Raw genomic sequence first — 18,410 nt, forward strand, 5'->3', positions numbered from 1 at the left:
CGATTGTTGATTGACGTTCTAAAATATTTTTTTATTTGGCAATATTCCCGTTCTCATCAAACTTGATGCCATATGTACTATTCTTTTTCATCCATTTAATCTCCTCTTGACTATATTTTAGTAGTAAATTTTCTCTAAAAATTTTCTTTCTACCCATTTGCTTGTTTCTACTTCGTTATATTAGTAAGTACATACGTTACATATCATACTATTGTCTGATCTAACTTCACTTTACTTCATCAAAACATAGGCTTAATTGCTTTTATAGTGATTAGAAGCTTGTAGAACCAGATATTTCCGGAAACATAAACAAGTGTATATACTACATTATATCACGAGGTCAATTTAACATAAATATACCTAGACCTGTTTATAACAGTATACTGCATACTACCTGTTCGGAATTACAGTGGTATTCCTAAACACGTGATTTCGGCTGATGGTAATACATAATATTTTACAGTTGTTTAGCAATGCAAGTTAAGACTACATTAATATAATTATGATAACTTAAATTAATGCTATGCCTAACGGAATAATTGAAATTAACATTAACCATTTCCATTTAAAAACACCTCCAATAATCAGCATTAAAATACCAATAATTAGGGTGATTATCATACCTAAAAATGTCATATAGTCTTTCCCCTCACTAAATGTCGAGTAGGTAGGGAGCCTTACGGCTCCTTTCCCATCTAAGAACCGTAATTGTGTGTCACCACACATACGGCCATTATCTCTTGTGATGCATTTAATGCAGTTCAGGCGCAGCAATCTCTGAGGAGCAACGTTATCGTCAATCCCCATGGTACAACAACTCGTAGATCCACGAAATACAGCGGCAAGAAAGTCACGAAGGAAACCGTGAATATCGAGGAGCTGATGTACGATTTAGGATTTGATATATAATTTAGGATTCGATGAGAAAATACGATATATCAACCTGTATAATCACGCCGAACTGGAATTTGACTTTAAACTGATTTACTTTGAATCCACTTTATTAAAACGTCAAGTTATATTGATGTCTATTAGAATACTATCAAAAAATGGTAGTAAAAAAATAAGTTCAAAAATTCAAACGAATCTATGACCTTTTTTTATAATAAATCTTTTAGCAGTTGAGGCATACAGTAATAACAAGTAATGGCAATTTCATCAGTAGACTCATTCATGTCATTATCAATCCACTGTTTAACAAGATGGACAATCCCATATGAATAAAAGGTAATGGCATTAAGTATATCTTTTGTCAAATAATCTTCTCCATGTTTTTGAAGTACATAGTTTTTATAGAAAGTTTCGGTTTTTTCTATAAAGTTTTTCATAATACTATTTTGTGTTTCATAATTTGATGCGACTTTATAATAGAATTTGTTTAAAAACATTTTATAGTAGAAATTAGAAATAATGGTCACAAAATTATCTTTAGTAATATCAAAGAATAATGGATCTAATGCGATTAAGTCAAATAAATAATTCAATACATCATCTTTGTCTTTGAAATAATGATAAAATGTTTGTTTTGAAATATCAGCAGCTTTTGCGATTTCTGTCACGGTAATTTTCTTTATCGGTTTTGTTTGGCAAAGCACAAAAAACTCATTTGCAATAGCTTTCTTGATTAGTTGTTTCATAGACAATCTCCCATAGAAGTTTACGATTTAATGAAATCGTCCAAAATTGGAACGGTCACAATAAATTGTAAATTTTATTTTAAACTATTGATTGTTATTATTATAACATAACAAATAAAGTAATGGGGGTATAAATTATGGCTAGAAACGATTTAATTATGAAACCTATCAAGGTTGGTAAAAGAACTCTAAGAAATAGAGTATTTTTAGCACCAATGGGAGAAGGTATGGCAAATCCAGATGGAACGATTGGTGAACAATTTATTGATTACTATGCTGAGTATGCAAAAGGAGGAACAGCAGTTGTTACACCAGGTGTTATCTGTGTTGACTATCCAGTTGGTAAACCAGAAAAGTTGATTGCGAGAATGGACCAGCAAGTCAATGTTAAGGATTGGGGTCGATTAGCCGAAAAAATACACCGCTATGGTGGATTATTAATCCCTCAATTACACCACGCAGGGGCGCAAACAGATGCATCTATTACTGGTGTAACACCTAAATGTGTATCAGATGTAGATGTAAATCACCAATTAATCATGAGTCACCGCTTATTAGGGCCTCAAGAAGAATTAACAACAGAAGAAGTAAAGGCAATTGTATTAAAATTTGTGAATGCTTCCTTATATGCTCAATTAGCGGGATGCGATGGAGTTGCTCTACATGGTGCACATGGTTATTTAATTAACCAATTCTTATCACCAGCAACAAATAAAAGAACAGATGAATATGGTGGAAATTTCGAAAATCGATTACGTTTTGCTCGTGAAATTGTAGAAGAAATTCGTAGAGTATGTGGACCAAATTTTATCATCGGTGCTCGTATTCCAGGTCATGAATGGATTGACGGAGCTTTAACAGATAATGATATTGATGAAATCGCACGTAGACTTGAAGCGGCTGGTTGTGATTATTTTGATGTTAGTGGTGGATTAACAGATAATACAACATTAATAATGGAAACATCAAATTACGTAGAAGGAGCCCGTGTACCTTTTGCTGCTAGAATCAAAAAAGCAGTTAATGTCCCAGTGGGAGCTGTTGGTAAAATTCGTCATCCGGAATTCGCTAATAAAGTATTAGAAGATGGAAACGCAGACTTTATTATTATGGGTCGTACACTTATTTGTGATCCAGAATGGGCAAACAAAGTTAAAAATAATACACCTGAAGAAATTAGACCGTGTTTATCATGTTTTGATGGATGTACTGGACGATTATTTAGGGGAGTAGGAGTCAGTTGTGTATTAAATCCAAGAAGAAGTAGAGAACACGATATTGGTTATGTACCAAAAGTAGAAGTACCAAAGAATATCGTTGTCGTTGGTGCTGGTCCTGGAGGAATGGAAGCAGCTTGTGCAGCTGCATCTGTCAATCATAATGTTACATTAATTGAAAAATCATCTGTATTAGGCGGTCAATTTAATTTAGCATGCGTACCTCCACACAAAGACGCGATAAAAGAAGCACGTGATTGGTATGTTGGTGAGTTAGAAAGAAAAAATGTTACTGTTAAACTAAATACAGAAGCAACTTTGGAAAGTATTTCTGCACTTAATCCAGATAAAGTTATCTTAGCAACAGGATCAGAAGCTATTAAATCTGTACCTATTCCAGGTGTTGAAAACACTGTAAGTAGCTGGGATATTTTAAAGAATGTAGAAAATGTACCAGAAGGTAAAAATGTCACTATCATTGGTGGTGGTATTGTAGGATGTGAAGTAGCTGAACTGTTAGCTGAAAATAACAACAATGTCACTATTTTAGAAATGCAAAGTCAAATTGCTCAAGGTTTAGAGCCATTCCACACTATGGAAATGTATATTGATTTTGCTAAGAAACAAGTAAATGTTATAACAGACGTTACAGTTCAATCAATTACCGATGGAAAAGTAGCTTACTTACGTAAAATAAAAGATGAAGTAGATCGTGCATCTGATGTATTGGGACAAAGTCACTCTGCATCCATTGCTATTGAAGAAAATTATGAAGTACGTGAAGAATCTGTTGATGCTGATTTAATCGTATTAGCAGTAGGTCAAAAATCAGTTGGTAAAGACTTAGCTGATGCATTATATGAAGCTGGATATGATGTGGTTGTTGTAGGTGACGCTAGCAAACCTCGTAAATTCATTGATGCTGTAACTGAAGGATATTTTGCTGGTATTGATGCATAATCTATAAAAATCTTACAATTACATATTAAATAATAGCGATATTTAGGTATTAGACCAAGATATCGCTTTTTTTGATAGTGTAAACTAGTGCGTAGTGCGCTATTTAATTATATGTGACAAATAAGGATGGAAACAGAAGGAAATCGATTGATTGTTTCCTATTTAGTATGCCGGGTGTGGCATACTAAAAACATATGACAATAATTATTAAATTTGATCTTATGTTTTCTTAAATAACTATATTGTTTATACTTAAAAAATCTATATCATCTAAATCTACAAACTGGAAGTTGTTAATCTTCAAGCCAAAAAGCAGGCCTGTAGCCTCGACTATGACATTTTCCAGTGGTCACCACTATTGTCAAAACTAATAAAAATGGATTCCGCTGGGAATGACTTATCGCGTCAAACCTTTCGGAATCCATTATTGTTTTTCTTATCATCGGGCTACTGAAGATCACATGCGAGTGTACAGAACTATTGTCACACACGATTTAATACCGTTTTTCAGCGGAAAACTAACACTTTTCCGCGTTATCAGTTCTGCAGAAAGCACTCTCCCTTTCCGTGGGAACATATCCACTTCCTATATTTTGTATCCCGGGGCAGCGTTCAATACTACATATATTGTTATTTGTGAGACATCAATACAACACACTCCACGTGGCTCGAGAGGATGGTATTGATGTCTGGTGCAAATTTTGACCCCTTCTGTTCGCGAAAACATATCAATGGGTTTTCAGGTGGTTTTTCAGAAATGACCGTTCGTGGGAACATGTCAATAATATGTTCTCTTAACCTTCCCTCTAATCTAAATTTATACTTCTCCAAAAGTCTTATTGAAGGAATATTATTTGAGGCTGTAGTAGCGTATAGTTTGTTTAAATTATAATCACTATCGGCAAATGAGAGGTCTATAAACTGTTCTAATATAATACTTTCTAACCCCTTGTTTCTATTATGGTTAGGTAAATAATAGCCGAATTCAGCACTATGATTTCTTGGCTTATAATCAAATAATTTAATTTTACCCAAAGGGACACTATTATTATCTCTTTTTACTAATATATAAGTTTTTTCTTTTATACTATCAATCGAATCCATCATTTTATTAACGTATTCATTATATGATTTTTGTGATCTTAATGGTCGACATGTAAATTGTTCAAAATGTTTTTCTGCAATATTCCAGTTATATATTTCTCTCAAATATTCCTTTGACAATAAAAGCAGCTGATAATTTTCATGAAAATTATTCATTTAACACCCTCCGGTACTTATAATATCCTATTAAACCATTAATATATTTACTTAATTAAACTATTGTCTTAATATTAACCTTTCATTTATTAATGTTTCCATAGTTTCACCTTATAGAGTCTTAATTTCTTTAATCTGATATTCTCCATTTCGTAAATCTAATTTAAATAGTCCGCCTGGGACAGATTTTACTACGTTGATGTCCGCTCCACAGTAAGTTGGTTGATTATCTACTAATGTCTTTAACACAGCACCATGTGTTACAATTAATATATTTACATCAGAGTATATGCTATCGTAGTAATTTAAGCCTTGTATTGCTCTTGAAAAAACATTCTTTTCGGGTTCCATTTCAGGGACGTCTAAATTGGGAAACTTAAATTTAATCTCTTCTCCTAACAAACCTTCCGCTAAACCAAAAAATCTCTCGATAAATAATTCATCAATTATTATTGCTCCCTTGTAACCAATACTATTTGAAAAAATCAATGCACTCTCACTGGCACGAGATAGAGGGCTAGATACAATATAATTAATATCACCGATACTTCTTTTGAACATAAAAGCAACTTGTTCAATCTTCTTTTTCCCTGTTTCATTTAGTGGGATATCTGTGTGTCCTTGACACCTATCTATAGTATTCCAATCTGTTTCTCCATGTCTTAGTAAAAAAATACTCACAAAATCATCTCCTCATTTTGGTCTGGAAATAATATTTGCACAAACCATTATATTTCTCCCCTTTTAGAATTCTTTACTGATAGTTTTAACATCTCACCTTTCTTAAATCAACAATATTTTATTATTGCAACAGGATTAAGTACTATATAGATTATTTCTGTTTTCATGGATTATAAATTTTTAATGCTTCCAGCCTTTTTGCTCGCTCAAATGCTTTATGTGAAAATTCTTTAGCAGGTAAATCCTCATAATCCCAATTCATAGGCTCTATTGCAGTCGCACCAGAATAACACGTTTTCGCGATTTTTTTCATGGCTGTGGACCAATCAATCGTGCCGTCAAAGGGTAAACCGTGTTGGGCATGACTTCAGTTATTATCATGTAAATGTAGTGCCATCACCCGGGAACCGTACATGGATAATAAATCATAGCCGGGATAGTAGTGGTAGTGATGTCCGCAGTCATAACAGAATCCGATACGCAGGGAATCCACTTGCTCCAGCACATATGCCAAATTGGCAAGGTTGCGTAAATTCTCCAGTGCAACATTGACACCAAGCTGTTCAGCTTTTTCAGTGATTCTTTTGATTCTATCCAGTCCCAATGCGTTATATGGATTGTCTTCATTAGGCAGGTGCACCACCATTGTCGGAATTTCAAATTCGGCGCAATCTGCAACACATTGCAAATGGCAATCAGTCAAGGCTTCACCGTCAAGATTGTCAAGCCAGAGGTTGTTCTCATTTTGGACTGGTGTGTGGATATTTTCTATAAAAAGACCTGCTTCCATTGCAATTTGTGGCCCGTTGCGGTAATCATTCCGACCAAAGTCATTACTCCACCATAATAAAACGCCATCAAATCCAGCTTCTTTTATTAGCCGATAACGTTCATTTATCGGCAATTCATAGCCAAACCAATCATAAATGTTAATCATAATGCACTTCCTTTCTTGCTTTTTTCGTCATAGCTTTTATATTCAACATTATTTGCCATGAGGTGTTGTTTTTTGTACATTTATCTAGAATAACTATAGTTATAAGTATTGGAATAATTATAATAACAATTAATAATCCCATAAGAACCACACTTTTCGAAAGAAAGATGTAAATTTGTCACGTCTAATATGAAAGGTGTATATTAATACAAGCTAAAGGTTATGCCCATTTTCCATGTCGTTTAACTTTCTACTTTTAATTATGCCTACAAGCACTACCTGTAGAATTATGATTGCTATACTAACGAATATCAGCAATCCAACAGATGTAAAAGGCTTAAAATAATAACTCCACTTTTCATCTGTTGAATAAATTACCATTAAATAGGATGCTATAAATGATATAATGTTCCCCAATGCACCTACAGGCAAATTATGTGTTTTCTTACAAATAAAAATTAAAAAAATTAAAACTACTATCATTAAGCCATAGCCAATCATTGAACTATTTATTAAATCCTGATACATTGAAAAGTATACATAAGGAAAAGAAAACAACACCAATAGTAATAATCTAATAATCCATTTTTTCACACCCGCATTCCTCCATTTAAAAGATATCAATAACCCTGAGTTCATTAAGGACATCAAAATAGGTTAATATTAAATCTTCATCAGTTATTCTATATGATATTCCGTTAATTTTTTTAAAGATTATATACTAAAGTTTGTATCAAGATTAGCATAAATATTTACTTTTATAATCCTTCGACATGTTGTATGAATTTACACACTTCTTACACTTTTACCTAATATTCCTCATTTTTTGAGTATGTGTACCTTCTTACTAATAGCTAAGCATATAATGCTAATTATTAGTATTGCTAAGACAAATATTGTTATAAATAACACCGTTTAAGCCACCTTTAGTCGATAATTTTGGTAATTAATAACTTGATTTTCTTTATATTTATATCATGTCATTAAACTAATAGCCTAAATTCCCAATTAATTCAAATATTGAACTAAAATGTGCTCACTATATAACTATTTAATTGAGATAAATAAACTGCATTCTTTTTGAATATTGATTGCACCATGTTTTTTTCTTATATCTTCAAAATAATCAAATAATTTATAAAGGTCATTTTCTGAATAACTTGCTATAGATACATTGGTAATTTTGATAACCATTTAATTCTTGACGACATATCCATCTGCTCTTCTGATGGAATTTATAATTCCATTGGCACTCATACTGTGTTCATTATATATGGGTAGAGTTTATTCTTGCCATCAAAATATAGGAACTCATTGTTTCAATATATTGTACATATTCTATTATTGTGAGCTATTTATAAAACCTATATTCCCTAGACTACTCAATTACTTATTATATGACAATTTATTTACATAATTCAACAAATATTCATAAATTTCTTTTATATTTTGCAAAAAAAAACTAACCCTAGATTACTAAAAAAATTTTGCTAATTTACGTAGCTAATTATTGTTTTATACATAATTTTTATAGTGAATATATTAATGCTAATTTATAATACATTAAATTTAACAAATCAATATGAAATTTTAACGAATATATAATAGACCCAAAGTGAATATAACTCATTACATTGGGTTTTCACGATATTTAACTGTTAGTAGAGTTAATACTCATAAGCCACATTTCTTATAAATTTCAGCAATACAAGGACTTTTAGTTTCGCAATAATTATCAATATCTGTAGGATACCTTAGTGCTGATTGTAATTTAATTGCACTATATTTTTCCCTGTCTTCCTTGTGTGTTCTCAAATAATTTCTAAAAGTAATGTGCCTTTTTAACTCCACTGAATTTCGTGGGCAAACATATAAATGATGAGTCATAAACTCATGCTTTTCGGTATAAGAAAATGCTTCTCTATTTTTTATTCCTAAATCGCCTTCATGATAATATCCTAATTTTTTAAGACAAGATTTAACATCATCAAATTTATCATAGTTTTCAATAATAACATCAATATCTATAACTGGTTTAGCGAATAACCCTTCTACCGAAGTGCTTCCTACATGCTCAATTGCAATAATATTGTTTTCAAGTGTTTTTTCTAAATACAACTTTATTTTTATAAATTCATTATTCCAATTAGAATCATATGGAACAACAATCACTTTTAGTGTTTTCATTTTGTTACCCCCAAATAGATATTAGTGATGCATACATCCTTCTCTATAAAATTAAAATTCTACAAAGGGATATAAATACCTTTGTAGAATTTTACAGATCACATCCATATAAGCAGAGTTCGTTTTTTGAATAGGTACTTTACCTTGATTTAAGTTTATTAAACCATTCAACTGTTTCTCTTTTGTGCTCTGGTGGTATTTTATTGCTCACTTGATTATGTAACCAACCTAAAGTCTTATTGTTTAAATACATTCTCATCTGTTCTTCCGCTTCTAGCATGACAACTTTTATCAAGCAAGGACATTTTGTATATGCATCAGGCAAATTTTTTTTATCTAGCAAAACCTCGTTTTGCCTAATTTCTGCACACTGAAATAACGGACTGTTTCCTTCTACTGCCTGAACTATGTCCCAAAATGTTATACTTTCAGGATCACGTACTAACTCATATCCACCATTAACACCTATAATTGATCTTACAATACCTGCTTTTCTTAATTTCGTATATACCTTTGATAAATAAGTTTCTGATACTCCTTGAAATGCTGCTAAGTCTTTAATTCCAACTGCTGTCCCTGCTGGAATATCTATCATATATAATAAACAATGTAATGCATACTCTACGCCTATGGAAAATTGCATTGTAATCCCGCCTCCTAAATAAAAAGATAATCGTCTCATATTACTTTATTATTTTTTAGTAGTCAATAAACTTTATTTAATTATTGTTGACTTTTAAAATTTGTCACTATATAATAAAGGTAGACAATACGTATCTGTATTATCTATATTATGCATCACTTAGTAAAATTAAAGGAGGAAAAATTAATGTTGAATGAAAAATTGCTTGATGTTATTTCCCATGAGGGAGTTGTATCTCTCGTTACTTGTAGTAACAATGAATCACACGTAGCCAATACTTGGAATTCTTATATTAATGCTACTGAAGATGGTAGGTTATTAATACCTGCTGCTGGAATGATAAAAACTCAAAAAAACATAGAAGAAAATGATAAAATTAAAGTTACAATAGGCAGTAAAGAAGTTATGGGATATAGGTCATTAGGAACTGGTTTCTTAATCGAAGGATCTGCAAAATTTGTTAAATCAGGTGCGGACTTTGATATGATGAAAGAAAAATTTTCTTTTCTAAATAGAGTTTTAGAAATAACAGTTACATCTGCAAAACAAACAATTTAGAAAATATATTTTTAATAAATGGTTCTTTCATAAAGGATCTAATAATGTTTATTGACTTAAATTTAAATTAGTTAAAAAATAAAATACAAAACCACTTAAAATTAAACTTAACAAAAAAGGAGCCGTTATCTAAAAGATCGGTTCCTTTACATTACGTTTCTATTATCCTACTTTTACAACAGTTACTGTTGTGTCTATGAATCCCATAATTCGAGAGCTTGTACTTATTAAAGTTAATGATGAGTTTCTAGCAGTTACGGGAACAAGAACTGTCTTAGCTAAATTTGATTTTTGGTTTTCCACAGGCTGTGGTGTTAACACTTGAACTCTAGTTTCTGAACCATCTAATAGCGTTTGATTGAGTTTTAATTGGATTATCGCCTCATTGGTTCCATAGGGAAGCGTGGTCCATACTGCAGATGTGCTATACGTTACTAAATATAGACCTGGTACACTGAAAACTAAACTATTTCCTTTCAATTGTATACTCCTGCCTGTTTTTGTTCTATCAACTGTTGAACCTAATAATATTGGATTATTTGAAACTATATTCTGTAGACCTGGATATGAGGTTTCTATTGTAGCTATTGATCTATCAGGTCTATCGTTGCAGTGGTTATCACAATCTAAACATTTATAAGAATTTGTAGTACACATTTATTTAATCACCCCCTTAAATTCAGAAGATTTATTAATCACTATAAGGTATGCCACATTGCTAATATTGTTTACATAATTATATATATTTTTTTCGGTATATTGAATTTTTGTTAACCAATAAAATGTATGTTTTTCACATATTTGCTTTTACAAAAATAGAGCTTATTTATATAATAAGCATTATAAATGTCTATTATATAAATAAGCCCATGGGACTAGTAATAAATCCTATACTATTTTCTGCTTACTTCTTTGTACTTTTCTTGCTTTTCTGCAATCAGGACATCTTTTAGGTTCATTTTCGAATCCTTTTTCTTTGTAAAATTCTTGTTCACCTTCGGTAAATATGAATTCTTTACCACAATTACTACAAACTAAAGTCTTATCTTCCATTATAAAATTGCCTCCAATTTAATTATGTTAACACTGTTATATATTATGTCGTATGGCAATATTTTGTACCATAAATAATAAAAAAAGTAATTAACATTCTATACCTCTTTTTTAGAAATAATCCTAGTACCATCTTTACCAACAATTATGACTTTAGTAACTACATTAGTAAATAGAGAGGTATCAATTACTCCACAAATATTTTTTAAACTATTTTCAAGATTGTAAATATCCTTAACATTTTCAAAAAATACATCCATTAACAAGTTTCCATTATCACTTATTGTAAATCCATCTTTTGCAGAACTATTTCTAATAGTTGGCTTTCCGCCTAATTCCTTAACAACTTTTTCAACATATTTTAATGAGTCTTGCAGAATTTCAAGTACAACAGGATGTTTAAATGTTAATGTATTTACAATTTTAGTATCATCTACAAGAAGTATATAGTCCTGAGACATACTAGCAATTAACTTTTCTTTAGTATGTATTCCTCCACCACTTTTCAATGCATTTAATTCTTCATCAACTTCGTCACATCCATCAAAAGCCACAGCTATTTTATCCACACAGCAAGTATGTAGAACCTCTAGACCATTTTTTATGCATAACATTTTTGTTTTGACAGACGGTGTAACCACCTTAACCTTGAGTCCTTTATCTTCTCTTATATAATCTATCAAGTAAGAGATAGTACTTCCTCCACCTAGGCCTATTATTGTGTTACTTTTTATATATTTCAGAGCTTCTTTAGCACAGTCTTTCTTTAAATCGTCATTAATCAATTTCATTTTTCTCCTTTTTCAGTTATAAAATATAATTTGACGCTTTATTTTTATAAGAAATTTTATTTCTTGGATTGTATTATTATATTAATATAATCTTATCTCTTTGTCAATACTATTGGATACGGTGGATTTGAATCATATCTATAAAGTATTTTCCTACTGCCATAATCAAATTGAACAATAATAATGCCTAATTACCCTTAAACTAACTAGTATCTAAATCGATATTCCAAGGAATATAGTTTCTTGATAATATTATTGACAAAATTAAATCGTCACAGTATAGTGAGTGTAGAAATAGAAAATTAAATCATGTAGGATAAGTAGCACTAATATTTTACTTAATATTGCAAAGGAGATAAATATGGAGAATAAAAAAACGGCGCTAGATATAATTTTTTCTGGATACGACAATTTTTTCGAAGCAGAAAAAAAGATTGCAAATTATATTATGAACAACCAAGAAAAAGTTATAGAAATGACCATCGCAGAGTTAGCGGCAGCAAGTGGTGCCAGCGAAGCTACTATCTCTAGATTTTGTAAAAAATGCAATATGAAAGGGTTTCATCATTTGAAAATAAGTCTTGCAAAAGAGATTGTTGAATCAAAAGAGGGAGCTATCCCGGTATCCAATGATATTGACGAACATAATATTAGCCAGTCTTTGCAGAATATCTTAGCTAATAAGATTGAAGAACTTAGGCAGACCATTTCTATGATAAATGAGAAAAAATTCAAAGAAATATTAGATTTACTCAAAAATGCAAAATCTGTTCAATTCGTAGCAGTTGGTAATACTATTCCGGTTGCTCTAGATGGAACTTTCAAGTTTAACCAAATTGGAATTTTGGCAGTATCAAATACTATCTGGGAAACTCAATTGGCATATACTTATAATTTAACAAAAAATGATATAGTAATTGTAATATCTAATTCTGGAGCTTCTAAAAGGCTAATGACTATAATTGATGTAGCTAATCAGCAGGGAGCAACTACAATCGCTATTACTAATAATGATTTGTCACCAATTGCCAAGGCTAGCGACTATCATATTACAACAGCAACAAGAGAAAAATTATTTATGGATGAGTATTGTTTTTCTAGAGTATCTGCCTCTATGGTTATTGAAATCTTGTATTTATTCTTAACAGTAGGTAAAGATCACGTATATCAAAACATCAGTAGGTACGAACTGTCTACTGCTGATGATAAAATATAGAAAGAAGGAAATAAAATGAAAAAATATAATTGGGCTATTTTAGGAACAGGTAATATCGCTAGAGAAATGGCAACTGCTTTAAATGAAGTAAATGGCGAGATTTATGGAGTATGTAACCCTAACGTAGAAAAATTAAAGGCATTTGCAGATGAATTTCATATAGCAAATATTTATAATGACTATGACGAGATGATTAAGGATCCCAAAATTGATATCGTATATATTGCTACACCACATAATCTACATTATGAATACATATTAAAATCAATAAAAAATGGGAAACATGTTTTTTGCGAAAAAGCAATTACAGTAAATGCAAAACAGTTAGATGAAGTCGTTGCTATTGCTAAAGAAAAAAACTTGGTAATCATAGAAGGCATGACCATGTTCCATATGCCATTGTACAAAAAACTAAGAGAAATTGTTAAATCAGGAGCTATTGGTAAAGTAAAAATGGTGCAGGTTAACTTCGGAAGCTGTAAAGAATATGATGTAAACAATCGTTTTTTCAGTAAGGAATTAGCAGGTGGAGCATTATTAGATATTGGTGTTTATGCAACCTCATTTGCAAGATACTTTATGGAGAGCAAACCAAATGTAATTCTTACTACAGCAAAATATTTTGAAACCGGAGTAGATGAGCAATCTGGTATTATTATGAAAAATGATTGCGATCAAATGGCAGTTATGGCTTTAACTATGAGAGCGAAACAACCCAAAAGAGGTGTAGTCGCAGGTGAATTAGGATATATTGAAGTAAACAATTATCCAAGGGCTGATAAAGCTACCATTTTTTACTCGGAAGATGGTAGAACAGAAGAACTTAATTTAGGAGAAACAACAAAAGCTCTTAACTATGAAGTAATAGATATGCAAGAATATATTACAAATAATACTGGTGATGATCAACTTGCGTTAACAGTTGACGTTACTCACTTACTAAGTGAAATAAGAAATCAATGGGGGTTCGTATATCCTTTCGAATAGAATTTTATTTATTTTTAGTGAACCCCAAGTAAATCATAAATTATTATCAAAAGAATCTCCCTACTCTCTATTTTAAGAGTAGGGAGATCATAATTCTGCTGCAAGTTGAAAACATTTGATTCAATCAATGTCCGCTAAATGAAAATCTGAACAGTGCAATTGTATATTTATTAAGTAATATCATTGAACCCATTTCATAAAGCCTACTGTGAAAGGTAAATGCTTATACTTTCTTTTACCTGTATGTATAAATCCTAAACTACTGTACCAATTCCTTAATTTTGTATTTTCTTCAATTAATCCAATAGTAATTTTATTACTTCCAATTTCTCTGACTTTATCTATTGCAAAAATAATCATTTCTCTGCCATAACCTTTATGACGGTATTCTACCAATACAGCAAGATTATTCAGTTCAAAATTCCCAGCATCATTTTTGATAAGCGAAAAATAACCTACAATTATACCATTATCCAGATAAGCAAACATTAATCGACCTTCATCATACTGTTTATATAATTTTTCAGCCTTCATAAAACTTGCATTTCCAGGGCAATTCTCTTTTGTAAGATTAAATTGTTGTGCTATCGTTTCAAAACTTTTTCTAATTACTTCTACACACACTTTAATCTCATCTCTTTCTATCTGCCTTATCATTTTTATCGGCTCCTTAACACACATTACTTGTTATAAAACGTATCTCTACATAATTCAACAAACATTCACAATTTTCCTTTATATTTTATAGAAAAAAAGTAGAAACCCCCTATACATTACCAAGAGATTTCTACACTAATTTACAAAAGTAATTAGCTCTTCGTTCCCGTTTTCCAATACCACTTTGGAAATGATATAGAAAATGCTATTAGTAAAGGTCCTGAAATATTGGAATATGCCATGCTTATTGCATAGTATGAACTCATAGATATGGAATGTAATAGTATCATCCTTAAAACTGCTTGACTTATATTTAAAATTCCCCAAGCACAAGTAAGTATCCTCCAAGCTGATTTATATTTCGGCTTTCTTCGAAACTCCTCAGATACATTTTTTAAAAAGCTTTGTTCCACTATTATCTGAATTAATGATCTTTCGAAAAATAAAGAAACAAAGAAGATTAAAGCATATAGCCAATCCTGAACTATAGGAGCTACTAAATAAAATGTAGGATTTTTTGAAACTACAGTACCTATCAATCCAATTGCTGAAAAGATTCCAGCCATGGCTGCAAGAGCATTAATTTTATGCTCTTTAATAAAATCAATTAAAACTACACCTATACACCACAATCCAGATAGTATTACCCCCGTAAGAGTCATTTTAAATTTATCAAAAGCTGAGAATATTATAACTGGAATAATAGCACTTACGACAAATTCCTTATTAAATATATTTTTTAATATTGACTGATTTTTATTTGTATTATTAGATGATTGTTTCATGATTAAACCTCCTTTTCATTATTTCAGCCTCTATTTGCGGCTTTTACATAAGTCTCAGGATCAAGTACATTTTTATCTAATATAATTTGTGTCTCAGTTTTTATATACCCCTGTTGAACTATTTCTTCTCCTGCATTCTCTAATGCTGAGAAAAATGGCATATACAAATTCTTTAGCATGTCATTAGTATTAATAGCTTTAAGCACTCCACCTTGTGCACATAGAATACTCCCTGCTAGATTTCCTTTTGTCATAACCTTGAAAGTCTCAACTAAACCTGAAAAATTAGTACTGTTAGGAAACCCGCAATTTGAAATTAAAATAGATTTGGTAGGGATTTCTCTTTTAACACGTTTTGGATGGGAGTAATTTTCACCAATCTTAACTATTTCACTATTATTTAATGGCAGCATACGATCCATAAAATCTTTCATGATTCCTGTAACGGTGAAGTAGTATAACGGAGTAGCATATACGATTATGTCTGCTTCTGATACTTTAACTAACAAACCTTCCATATCATCTTTATATATGCATATTCCAGGAGTTTTAGTCCAGCATGAAAAACATCCACTGCAATGTTTTATATTTTTATCTTTAAGATAAACTGTTTCTATCTCTGCACCAGCTTTTTTGCAGCCTTTAAGAAATTGTTTTAAAATAACCTCAGTATTTCCTTTCTCCCCTCGTGGGCTTCCATTTAAAGCTAAAATTTTCATAAAGATCCTCCTATCATACAATTTTATAAATCCTTTGTTTCTTCTAAAATTTTCAAGGTTTCTTCACACCACTTTATATTTGCTTCAGCGCCATATCTCCCATAGCTAAGTGTAGTAATCCATAATAGTAGATTTTTTTTATCTATTTTATGCTTGTTAGACTTTAATTCATTCTCAACTTCTGAATATTTAATAAGTTCTTTTTCACTTTCCTCTTTTATTTGTTGAAGTTTTTTAATAATATTTTCTACCGGTATGTCCCTAGCCAAAAATATCTTTAACAACAGTTCAGATCTACCCGGTGCGCGCTCTACTGGAAGCATCAGCCATATTTTCAATTCTTTCCTACCTTTTTCAGTAATAGAATATACATTTTTGGCTGGTCTTCCTTCTGTTTGCTCTACTTGCTTTGTTATCACTTCATCCTGTTCCATTGTTTTTAACACAGGGTATATATGTCCATAATTTTCATTCCAAAAATAACTTATTGAAGAATCGCAAAACTTTTTAATATCATATCCTGAACCTGACATTAAACTAAGCACTCCAAGAAGAGCATATTTAGTTTTATTTGTTTTTGCCAATTTAATCTCGCCTCTTTCCTTTATATATCACTGTGATATATTATATTCATATTATATCAGTGTGATACATAAAGTCAATATAATTTTACAGTTTTTTTAAATATTAACTTTTTTAAAATAATACCATATTGGTATAGTGCGAAGCGAAAACTTTATTAACATATTATTATTGTTTAGGGGAGGGTGAAATATCAAAATTGCAAGCACAGCAGCTCCAATTTCTCCAAAGCCTTCCTTGTTTTCAATGGAATGTTAGGCAATCAATAACTCAATTTAAAATAGCCTATAGAATACAAGGTTAAGGCTACACATTATTTTAATATTATAGGTCATAGCAATATACATATTCATATATTAATCATGAAGGGGTGGTATTATATGAATATTTATAGCAGTATAAAATTTGCTGATATTGTATTTGAGGGCGGTGGTGTAAAGGGTATTGGTCTTGTCGGTGCATTAAAACCATTTGAGCAAAAGGGATATCAGTGGAAAAATATTTGTGGGAATTCTGCGGGGTCCATTGTAGCGGCACTAGTTGCAGTTGGTTACTCAAGTGATGAGATAAAAAAATTAATGATAGATCTAGATTATACAAAAATTGCCGATAAAAATTATTCTATCATGCCATTTTTCTCTAATGCTAACAATTTACTTTTTAAAAAGGGTCTTTTTAAAGGTGATTATATAAAAAACTGGATTGATGATGCTCTTTCAAATAAACTTAAACTACGTAGTAAAAAGAAAGTAACTTTTGGAGATTTGATAATTCCAGATGAACAAGGTATTCTTTTAAATAATAAAAAGTATAAAAGAAAATATAAACTGCACATTATAGCAACGGACATAAGCCGTGGAAAGATGATAATACTACCTGAAGATATTGCTGAATACGGCATAAATCCTGATGAGTTCGAGGTAAGTTTGGCAATTAGAATGAGCATATCTATTCCATACTTTTTTCAACCTGTAAAGTTATTAAAAAAAAATTCCAATAGAAAATCTCTAATTGTTGATGGTGGTGTTTTAAGCAATTACCCAGTTTGGATTTTTGATGTAAATGCTATACCAGACTGGCCAACCATTGGTTTTAAACTTGGAGGGAATAAAGAAATACGAGAACATAAAATTACAAATATTTTAAACTTCACTAGCTCAATAATTGAGACTATGCTAGAAGCACAAGATGATATTCATATAAGCGAGATGAATTTTTTACGAACAGTAAAAATCGATACTCTTGATATTAAAACTACAGATTTTAATATAGAAAGCAAAAAAATAATTGATTTATATAATTCAGGGGAAGCTTGTGCTAGGAGTTTTCTCCAAACCTTCGAAAGCGACTTTAAAAAGCATAGGATTCTGAGAGTTAATTCTCTTAATAATAGAACTTTTAAACGTATTTGTGATAGTTTTACATCAAATGGTATTTGTTAAATTTCGCCCTTAAGATTTTTAGAATTTAATTTATAACAAAAACCATTTACTTTTGAAAATATCATAAAAAAAACGTAACAAGCAGAAATTCACTTGGT

Annotated in this window: 24 protein-coding genes; 5 read left to right on the top strand and 19 right to left on the bottom strand. The window is 31.0% G+C overall.

The window, feature by feature from the left end; translation table 11 throughout:
- Nucleotides 1-31: 31 nt before the first annotated feature.
- The 3 genes from KPL44_RS25875 to KPL44_RS18610 all read right to left on the bottom strand — a co-directional run bounded on the left by KPL44_RS25875 (nucleotide 32) and on the right by KPL44_RS18610 (nucleotide 1,637).
- The gene (locus KPL44_RS25875) at nucleotides 32-157 is read right to left on the bottom strand and encodes a hypothetical protein (RefSeq protein ID WP_301182978.1); all 126 of its coding nucleotides are present in this window, start codon (nucleotides 155-157) and stop codon (nucleotides 32-34) included.
- Nucleotides 158-510: 353 nt separating this feature from the next.
- On the bottom strand, nucleotides 511-636 hold the full coding sequence (locus tag KPL44_RS25880) for a hypothetical protein (RefSeq protein WP_301182979.1): 126 nt from the start codon (nucleotides 634-636) through the stop codon (nucleotides 511-513).
- Nucleotides 637-1,100: 464 nt separating this feature from the next.
- On the bottom strand, nucleotides 1,101-1,637 hold the full coding sequence (locus tag KPL44_RS18610) for a TetR/AcrR family transcriptional regulator (RefSeq protein WP_216253177.1): 537 nt from the start codon (nucleotides 1,635-1,637) through the stop codon (nucleotides 1,101-1,103).
- Nucleotides 1,638-1,774: 137 nt separating this feature from the next.
- Here KPL44_RS18610 and KPL44_RS18615 point away from each other — a divergent pair, with 137 nt between their 5' ends.
- Complete coding sequence (locus KPL44_RS18615) at nucleotides 1,775-3,814, top strand: oxidoreductase (RefSeq protein ID WP_216253178.1); 2,040 nt, start codon at nucleotides 1,775-1,777, stop codon at nucleotides 3,812-3,814.
- Between the two features lie 630 nt (nucleotides 3,815-4,444).
- On the opposite strand, the gene KPL44_RS18620 is transcribed toward KPL44_RS18615, so the two are convergent.
- The 9 genes from KPL44_RS18620 to KPL44_RS18655 form a co-directional block, all read right to left on the bottom strand.
- Nucleotides 4,445-5,074: a GNAT family N-acetyltransferase gene (locus tag KPL44_RS18620; RefSeq protein ID WP_216253180.1), complete on the bottom strand. Its 630-nt coding sequence runs from the start codon at nucleotides 5,072-5,074 to the stop codon at nucleotides 4,445-4,447.
- Nucleotides 5,075-5,185: 111 nt separating this feature from the next.
- A complete protein-coding gene (locus KPL44_RS18625; protein WP_216253182.1) occupies nucleotides 5,186-5,755 on the bottom strand; it encodes a histidine phosphatase family protein in 570 nt (189 codons plus the stop codon).
- A gap of 163 nt (nucleotides 5,756-5,918) precedes the next feature.
- Nucleotides 5,919-6,068, bottom strand: a complete 150-nt coding sequence (locus tag KPL44_RS25465) for a hypothetical protein (protein WP_253201850.1) — start codon at nucleotides 6,066-6,068, stop codon at nucleotides 5,919-5,921.
- Nucleotides 6,069-6,122: 54 nt separating this feature from the next.
- A complete protein-coding gene (locus KPL44_RS18630) occupies nucleotides 6,123-6,692 on the bottom strand; it encodes a sugar phosphate isomerase/epimerase family protein (RefSeq protein WP_253201851.1) in 570 nt (189 codons plus the stop codon).
- Complete coding sequence (locus KPL44_RS18635) at nucleotides 6,685-6,834, bottom strand: hypothetical protein (protein WP_216253184.1); 150 nt, start codon at nucleotides 6,832-6,834, stop codon at nucleotides 6,685-6,687. The genes KPL44_RS18630 and KPL44_RS18635 overlap by 8 nt, the downstream gene beginning before the upstream one ends.
- Nucleotides 6,835-6,905: 71 nt before the next feature.
- On the bottom strand, nucleotides 6,906-7,286 hold the full coding sequence (locus tag KPL44_RS18640; RefSeq protein WP_216253186.1) for a hypothetical protein: 381 nt from the start codon (nucleotides 7,284-7,286) through the stop codon (nucleotides 6,906-6,908).
- Nucleotides 7,287-7,739: 453 nt separating this feature from the next.
- Nucleotides 7,740-7,886, bottom strand: coding sequence for a hypothetical protein (locus tag KPL44_RS18645; RefSeq protein WP_216253188.1), 147 nt, complete (start codon nucleotides 7,884-7,886; stop codon nucleotides 7,740-7,742).
- Between the two features lie 480 nt (nucleotides 7,887-8,366).
- On the bottom strand, nucleotides 8,367-8,879 hold the full coding sequence (locus KPL44_RS18650) for a GrpB family protein (RefSeq protein WP_216253190.1): 513 nt from the start codon (nucleotides 8,877-8,879) through the stop codon (nucleotides 8,367-8,369).
- 139 nt (nucleotides 8,880-9,018) lie between these two features.
- Nucleotides 9,019-9,522 (bottom strand): RrF2 family transcriptional regulator, encoded by a 504-nt coding sequence (locus tag KPL44_RS18655; protein WP_216253192.1) that lies wholly within the window; start codon nucleotides 9,520-9,522, stop codon nucleotides 9,019-9,021.
- A 186-nt stretch (nucleotides 9,523-9,708) separates the two neighbouring features.
- Between KPL44_RS18655 and KPL44_RS18660 the strand changes: the two genes are divergently transcribed.
- Nucleotides 9,709-10,080 (top strand): pyridoxamine 5'-phosphate oxidase family protein, encoded by a 372-nt coding sequence (locus KPL44_RS18660; protein WP_216253194.1) that lies wholly within the window; start codon nucleotides 9,709-9,711, stop codon nucleotides 10,078-10,080.
- 162 nt (nucleotides 10,081-10,242) lie between these two features.
- On the opposite strand, the gene KPL44_RS18665 is transcribed toward KPL44_RS18660, so the two are convergent.
- From KPL44_RS18665 to rpiA, 3 genes are all read right to left on the bottom strand, one after another.
- Entirely contained in the window at nucleotides 10,243-10,737 is a 495-nt protein-coding gene (locus KPL44_RS18665; RefSeq protein WP_216253197.1) for a hypothetical protein, read from the bottom strand.
- A 231-nt stretch (nucleotides 10,738-10,968) separates the two neighbouring features.
- Nucleotides 10,969-11,133 (bottom strand): zinc-ribbon domain-containing protein, encoded by a 165-nt coding sequence (locus KPL44_RS18670; RefSeq protein ID WP_216253198.1) that lies wholly within the window; start codon nucleotides 11,131-11,133, stop codon nucleotides 10,969-10,971.
- A 98-nt stretch (nucleotides 11,134-11,231) separates the two neighbouring features.
- On the bottom strand, nucleotides 11,232-11,918 hold the full coding sequence (gene rpiA, locus KPL44_RS18675; protein WP_216253200.1) for a ribose 5-phosphate isomerase A: 687 nt from the start codon (nucleotides 11,916-11,918) through the stop codon (nucleotides 11,232-11,234).
- A gap of 367 nt (nucleotides 11,919-12,285) precedes the next feature.
- On the opposite strand from rpiA, the gene KPL44_RS18680 reads away from it, so the two are divergent.
- A complete protein-coding gene (locus KPL44_RS18680; protein WP_216253202.1) occupies nucleotides 12,286-13,140 on the top strand; it encodes a MurR/RpiR family transcriptional regulator in 855 nt (284 codons plus the stop codon).
- A gap of 15 nt (nucleotides 13,141-13,155) precedes the next feature.
- On the top strand, nucleotides 13,156-14,127 hold the full coding sequence (locus tag KPL44_RS18685) for a Gfo/Idh/MocA family protein (protein ID WP_216253204.1): 972 nt from the start codon (nucleotides 13,156-13,158) through the stop codon (nucleotides 14,125-14,127).
- Between the two features lie 180 nt (nucleotides 14,128-14,307).
- On the opposite strand, the gene KPL44_RS18690 is transcribed toward KPL44_RS18685, so the two are convergent.
- The 4 genes from KPL44_RS18690 to KPL44_RS18705 form a co-directional block, all read right to left on the bottom strand.
- The gene (locus tag KPL44_RS18690) at nucleotides 14,308-14,784 is read right to left on the bottom strand and encodes a GNAT family N-acetyltransferase (RefSeq protein ID WP_216253207.1); all 477 of its coding nucleotides are present in this window, start codon (nucleotides 14,782-14,784) and stop codon (nucleotides 14,308-14,310) included.
- Between the two features lie 152 nt (nucleotides 14,785-14,936).
- Nucleotides 14,937-15,569, bottom strand: a complete 633-nt coding sequence (locus tag KPL44_RS18695; RefSeq protein WP_216253210.1) for a septation protein IspZ — start codon at nucleotides 15,567-15,569, stop codon at nucleotides 14,937-14,939.
- A gap of 23 nt (nucleotides 15,570-15,592) precedes the next feature.
- Nucleotides 15,593-16,288 carry a flavodoxin family protein gene (locus KPL44_RS18700; RefSeq protein ID WP_216253211.1) on the bottom strand — a complete coding sequence of 232 codons (696 nt, stop codon included), beginning with the start codon at nucleotides 16,286-16,288 and terminating at the stop codon, nucleotides 15,593-15,595.
- A gap of 23 nt (nucleotides 16,289-16,311) precedes the next feature.
- The gene (locus tag KPL44_RS18705) at nucleotides 16,312-16,872 is read right to left on the bottom strand and encodes a PadR family transcriptional regulator (RefSeq protein ID WP_216253213.1); all 561 of its coding nucleotides are present in this window, start codon (nucleotides 16,870-16,872) and stop codon (nucleotides 16,312-16,314) included.
- 378 nt (nucleotides 16,873-17,250) lie between these two features.
- Between KPL44_RS18705 and KPL44_RS18710 the strand changes: the two genes are divergently transcribed.
- Nucleotides 17,251-18,312, top strand: coding sequence for a patatin-like phospholipase family protein (locus tag KPL44_RS18710; RefSeq protein ID WP_216253215.1), 1,062 nt, complete (start codon nucleotides 17,251-17,253; stop codon nucleotides 18,310-18,312).
- Nucleotides 18,313-18,410: the final 98 nt, after the last annotated feature.

Origin of the sequence: Clostridium sp. DSM 17811 (assembly GCF_018861905.1) — a bacterium.
Lineage (GTDB): Bacteria > Bacillota > Clostridia > Clostridiales > Clostridiaceae > Clostridium_AD > Clostridium_AD frigoriphilum.

Excerpts from the sequence above, each read along its gene's own strand:
- KPL44_RS18660 (WP_216253194.1), top strand. The coding sequence starts at position 9,709 with ATGTTGAATGAAAAATTGCTTGATGTTATTTCCCATGAGGGAGTTGTA.
- KPL44_RS18700 (WP_216253211.1), bottom strand. The coding sequence starts at position 16,288 with ATGAAAATTTTAGCTTTAAATGGAAGCCCACGAGGGGAGAAAGGAAAT.
- KPL44_RS18650 (WP_216253190.1), bottom strand. The coding sequence starts at position 8,879 with ATGAAAACACTAAAAGTGATTGTTGTTCCATATGATTCTAATTGGAAT.
- KPL44_RS18685 (WP_216253204.1), top strand. The coding sequence starts at position 13,156 with ATGAAAAAATATAATTGGGCTATTTTAGGAACAGGTAATATCGCTAGA.
- KPL44_RS18690 (WP_216253207.1), bottom strand. The coding sequence starts at position 14,784 with ATGATAAGGCAGATAGAAAGAGATGAGATTAAAGTGTGTGTAGAAGTA.
- KPL44_RS18615 (WP_216253178.1), top strand. The coding sequence starts at position 1,775 with ATGGCTAGAAACGATTTAATTATGAAACCTATCAAGGTTGGTAAAAGA.
- KPL44_RS18710 (WP_216253215.1), top strand. The coding sequence starts at position 17,251 with ATGAATATTTATAGCAGTATAAAATTTGCTGATATTGTATTTGAGGGC.
- KPL44_RS18670 (WP_216253198.1), bottom strand. The coding sequence starts at position 11,133 with ATGGAAGATAAGACTTTAGTTTGTAGTAATTGTGGTAAAGAATTCATA.
- KPL44_RS18695 (WP_216253210.1), bottom strand. The coding sequence starts at position 15,569 with ATGAAACAATCATCTAATAATACAAATAAAAATCAGTCAATATTAAAA.
- KPL44_RS18645 (WP_216253188.1), bottom strand. The coding sequence starts at position 7,886 with ATGGTTATCAAAATTACCAATGTATCTATAGCAAGTTATTCAGAAAAT.
- KPL44_RS25465 (WP_253201850.1), bottom strand. The coding sequence starts at position 6,068 with ATGAAAAAAATCGCGAAAACGTGTTATTCTGGTGCGACTGCAATAGAG.
- KPL44_RS18635 (WP_216253184.1), bottom strand. The coding sequence starts at position 6,834 with ATGGGATTATTAATTGTTATTATAATTATTCCAATACTTATAACTATA.
- KPL44_RS18630 (WP_253201851.1), bottom strand. The coding sequence starts at position 6,692 with ATGATTAACATTTATGATTGGTTTGGCTATGAATTGCCGATAAATGAA.
- KPL44_RS18665 (WP_216253197.1), bottom strand. The coding sequence starts at position 10,737 with ATGTGTACTACAAATTCTTATAAATGTTTAGATTGTGATAACCACTGC.
- KPL44_RS25880 (WP_301182979.1), bottom strand. The coding sequence starts at position 636 with ATGACATTTTTAGGTATGATAATCACCCTAATTATTGGTATTTTAATG.
- KPL44_RS18655 (WP_216253192.1), bottom strand. The coding sequence starts at position 9,522 with ATGCAATTTTCCATAGGCGTAGAGTATGCATTACATTGTTTATTATAT.
- KPL44_RS25875 (WP_301182978.1), bottom strand. The coding sequence starts at position 157 with ATGGGTAGAAAGAAAATTTTTAGAGAAAATTTACTACTAAAATATAGT.
- KPL44_RS18680 (WP_216253202.1), top strand. The coding sequence starts at position 12,286 with ATGGAGAATAAAAAAACGGCGCTAGATATAATTTTTTCTGGATACGAC.
- KPL44_RS18610 (WP_216253177.1), bottom strand. The coding sequence starts at position 1,637 with ATGAAACAACTAATCAAGAAAGCTATTGCAAATGAGTTTTTTGTGCTT.
- KPL44_RS18620 (WP_216253180.1), bottom strand. The coding sequence starts at position 5,074 with ATGAATAATTTTCATGAAAATTATCAGCTGCTTTTATTGTCAAAGGAA.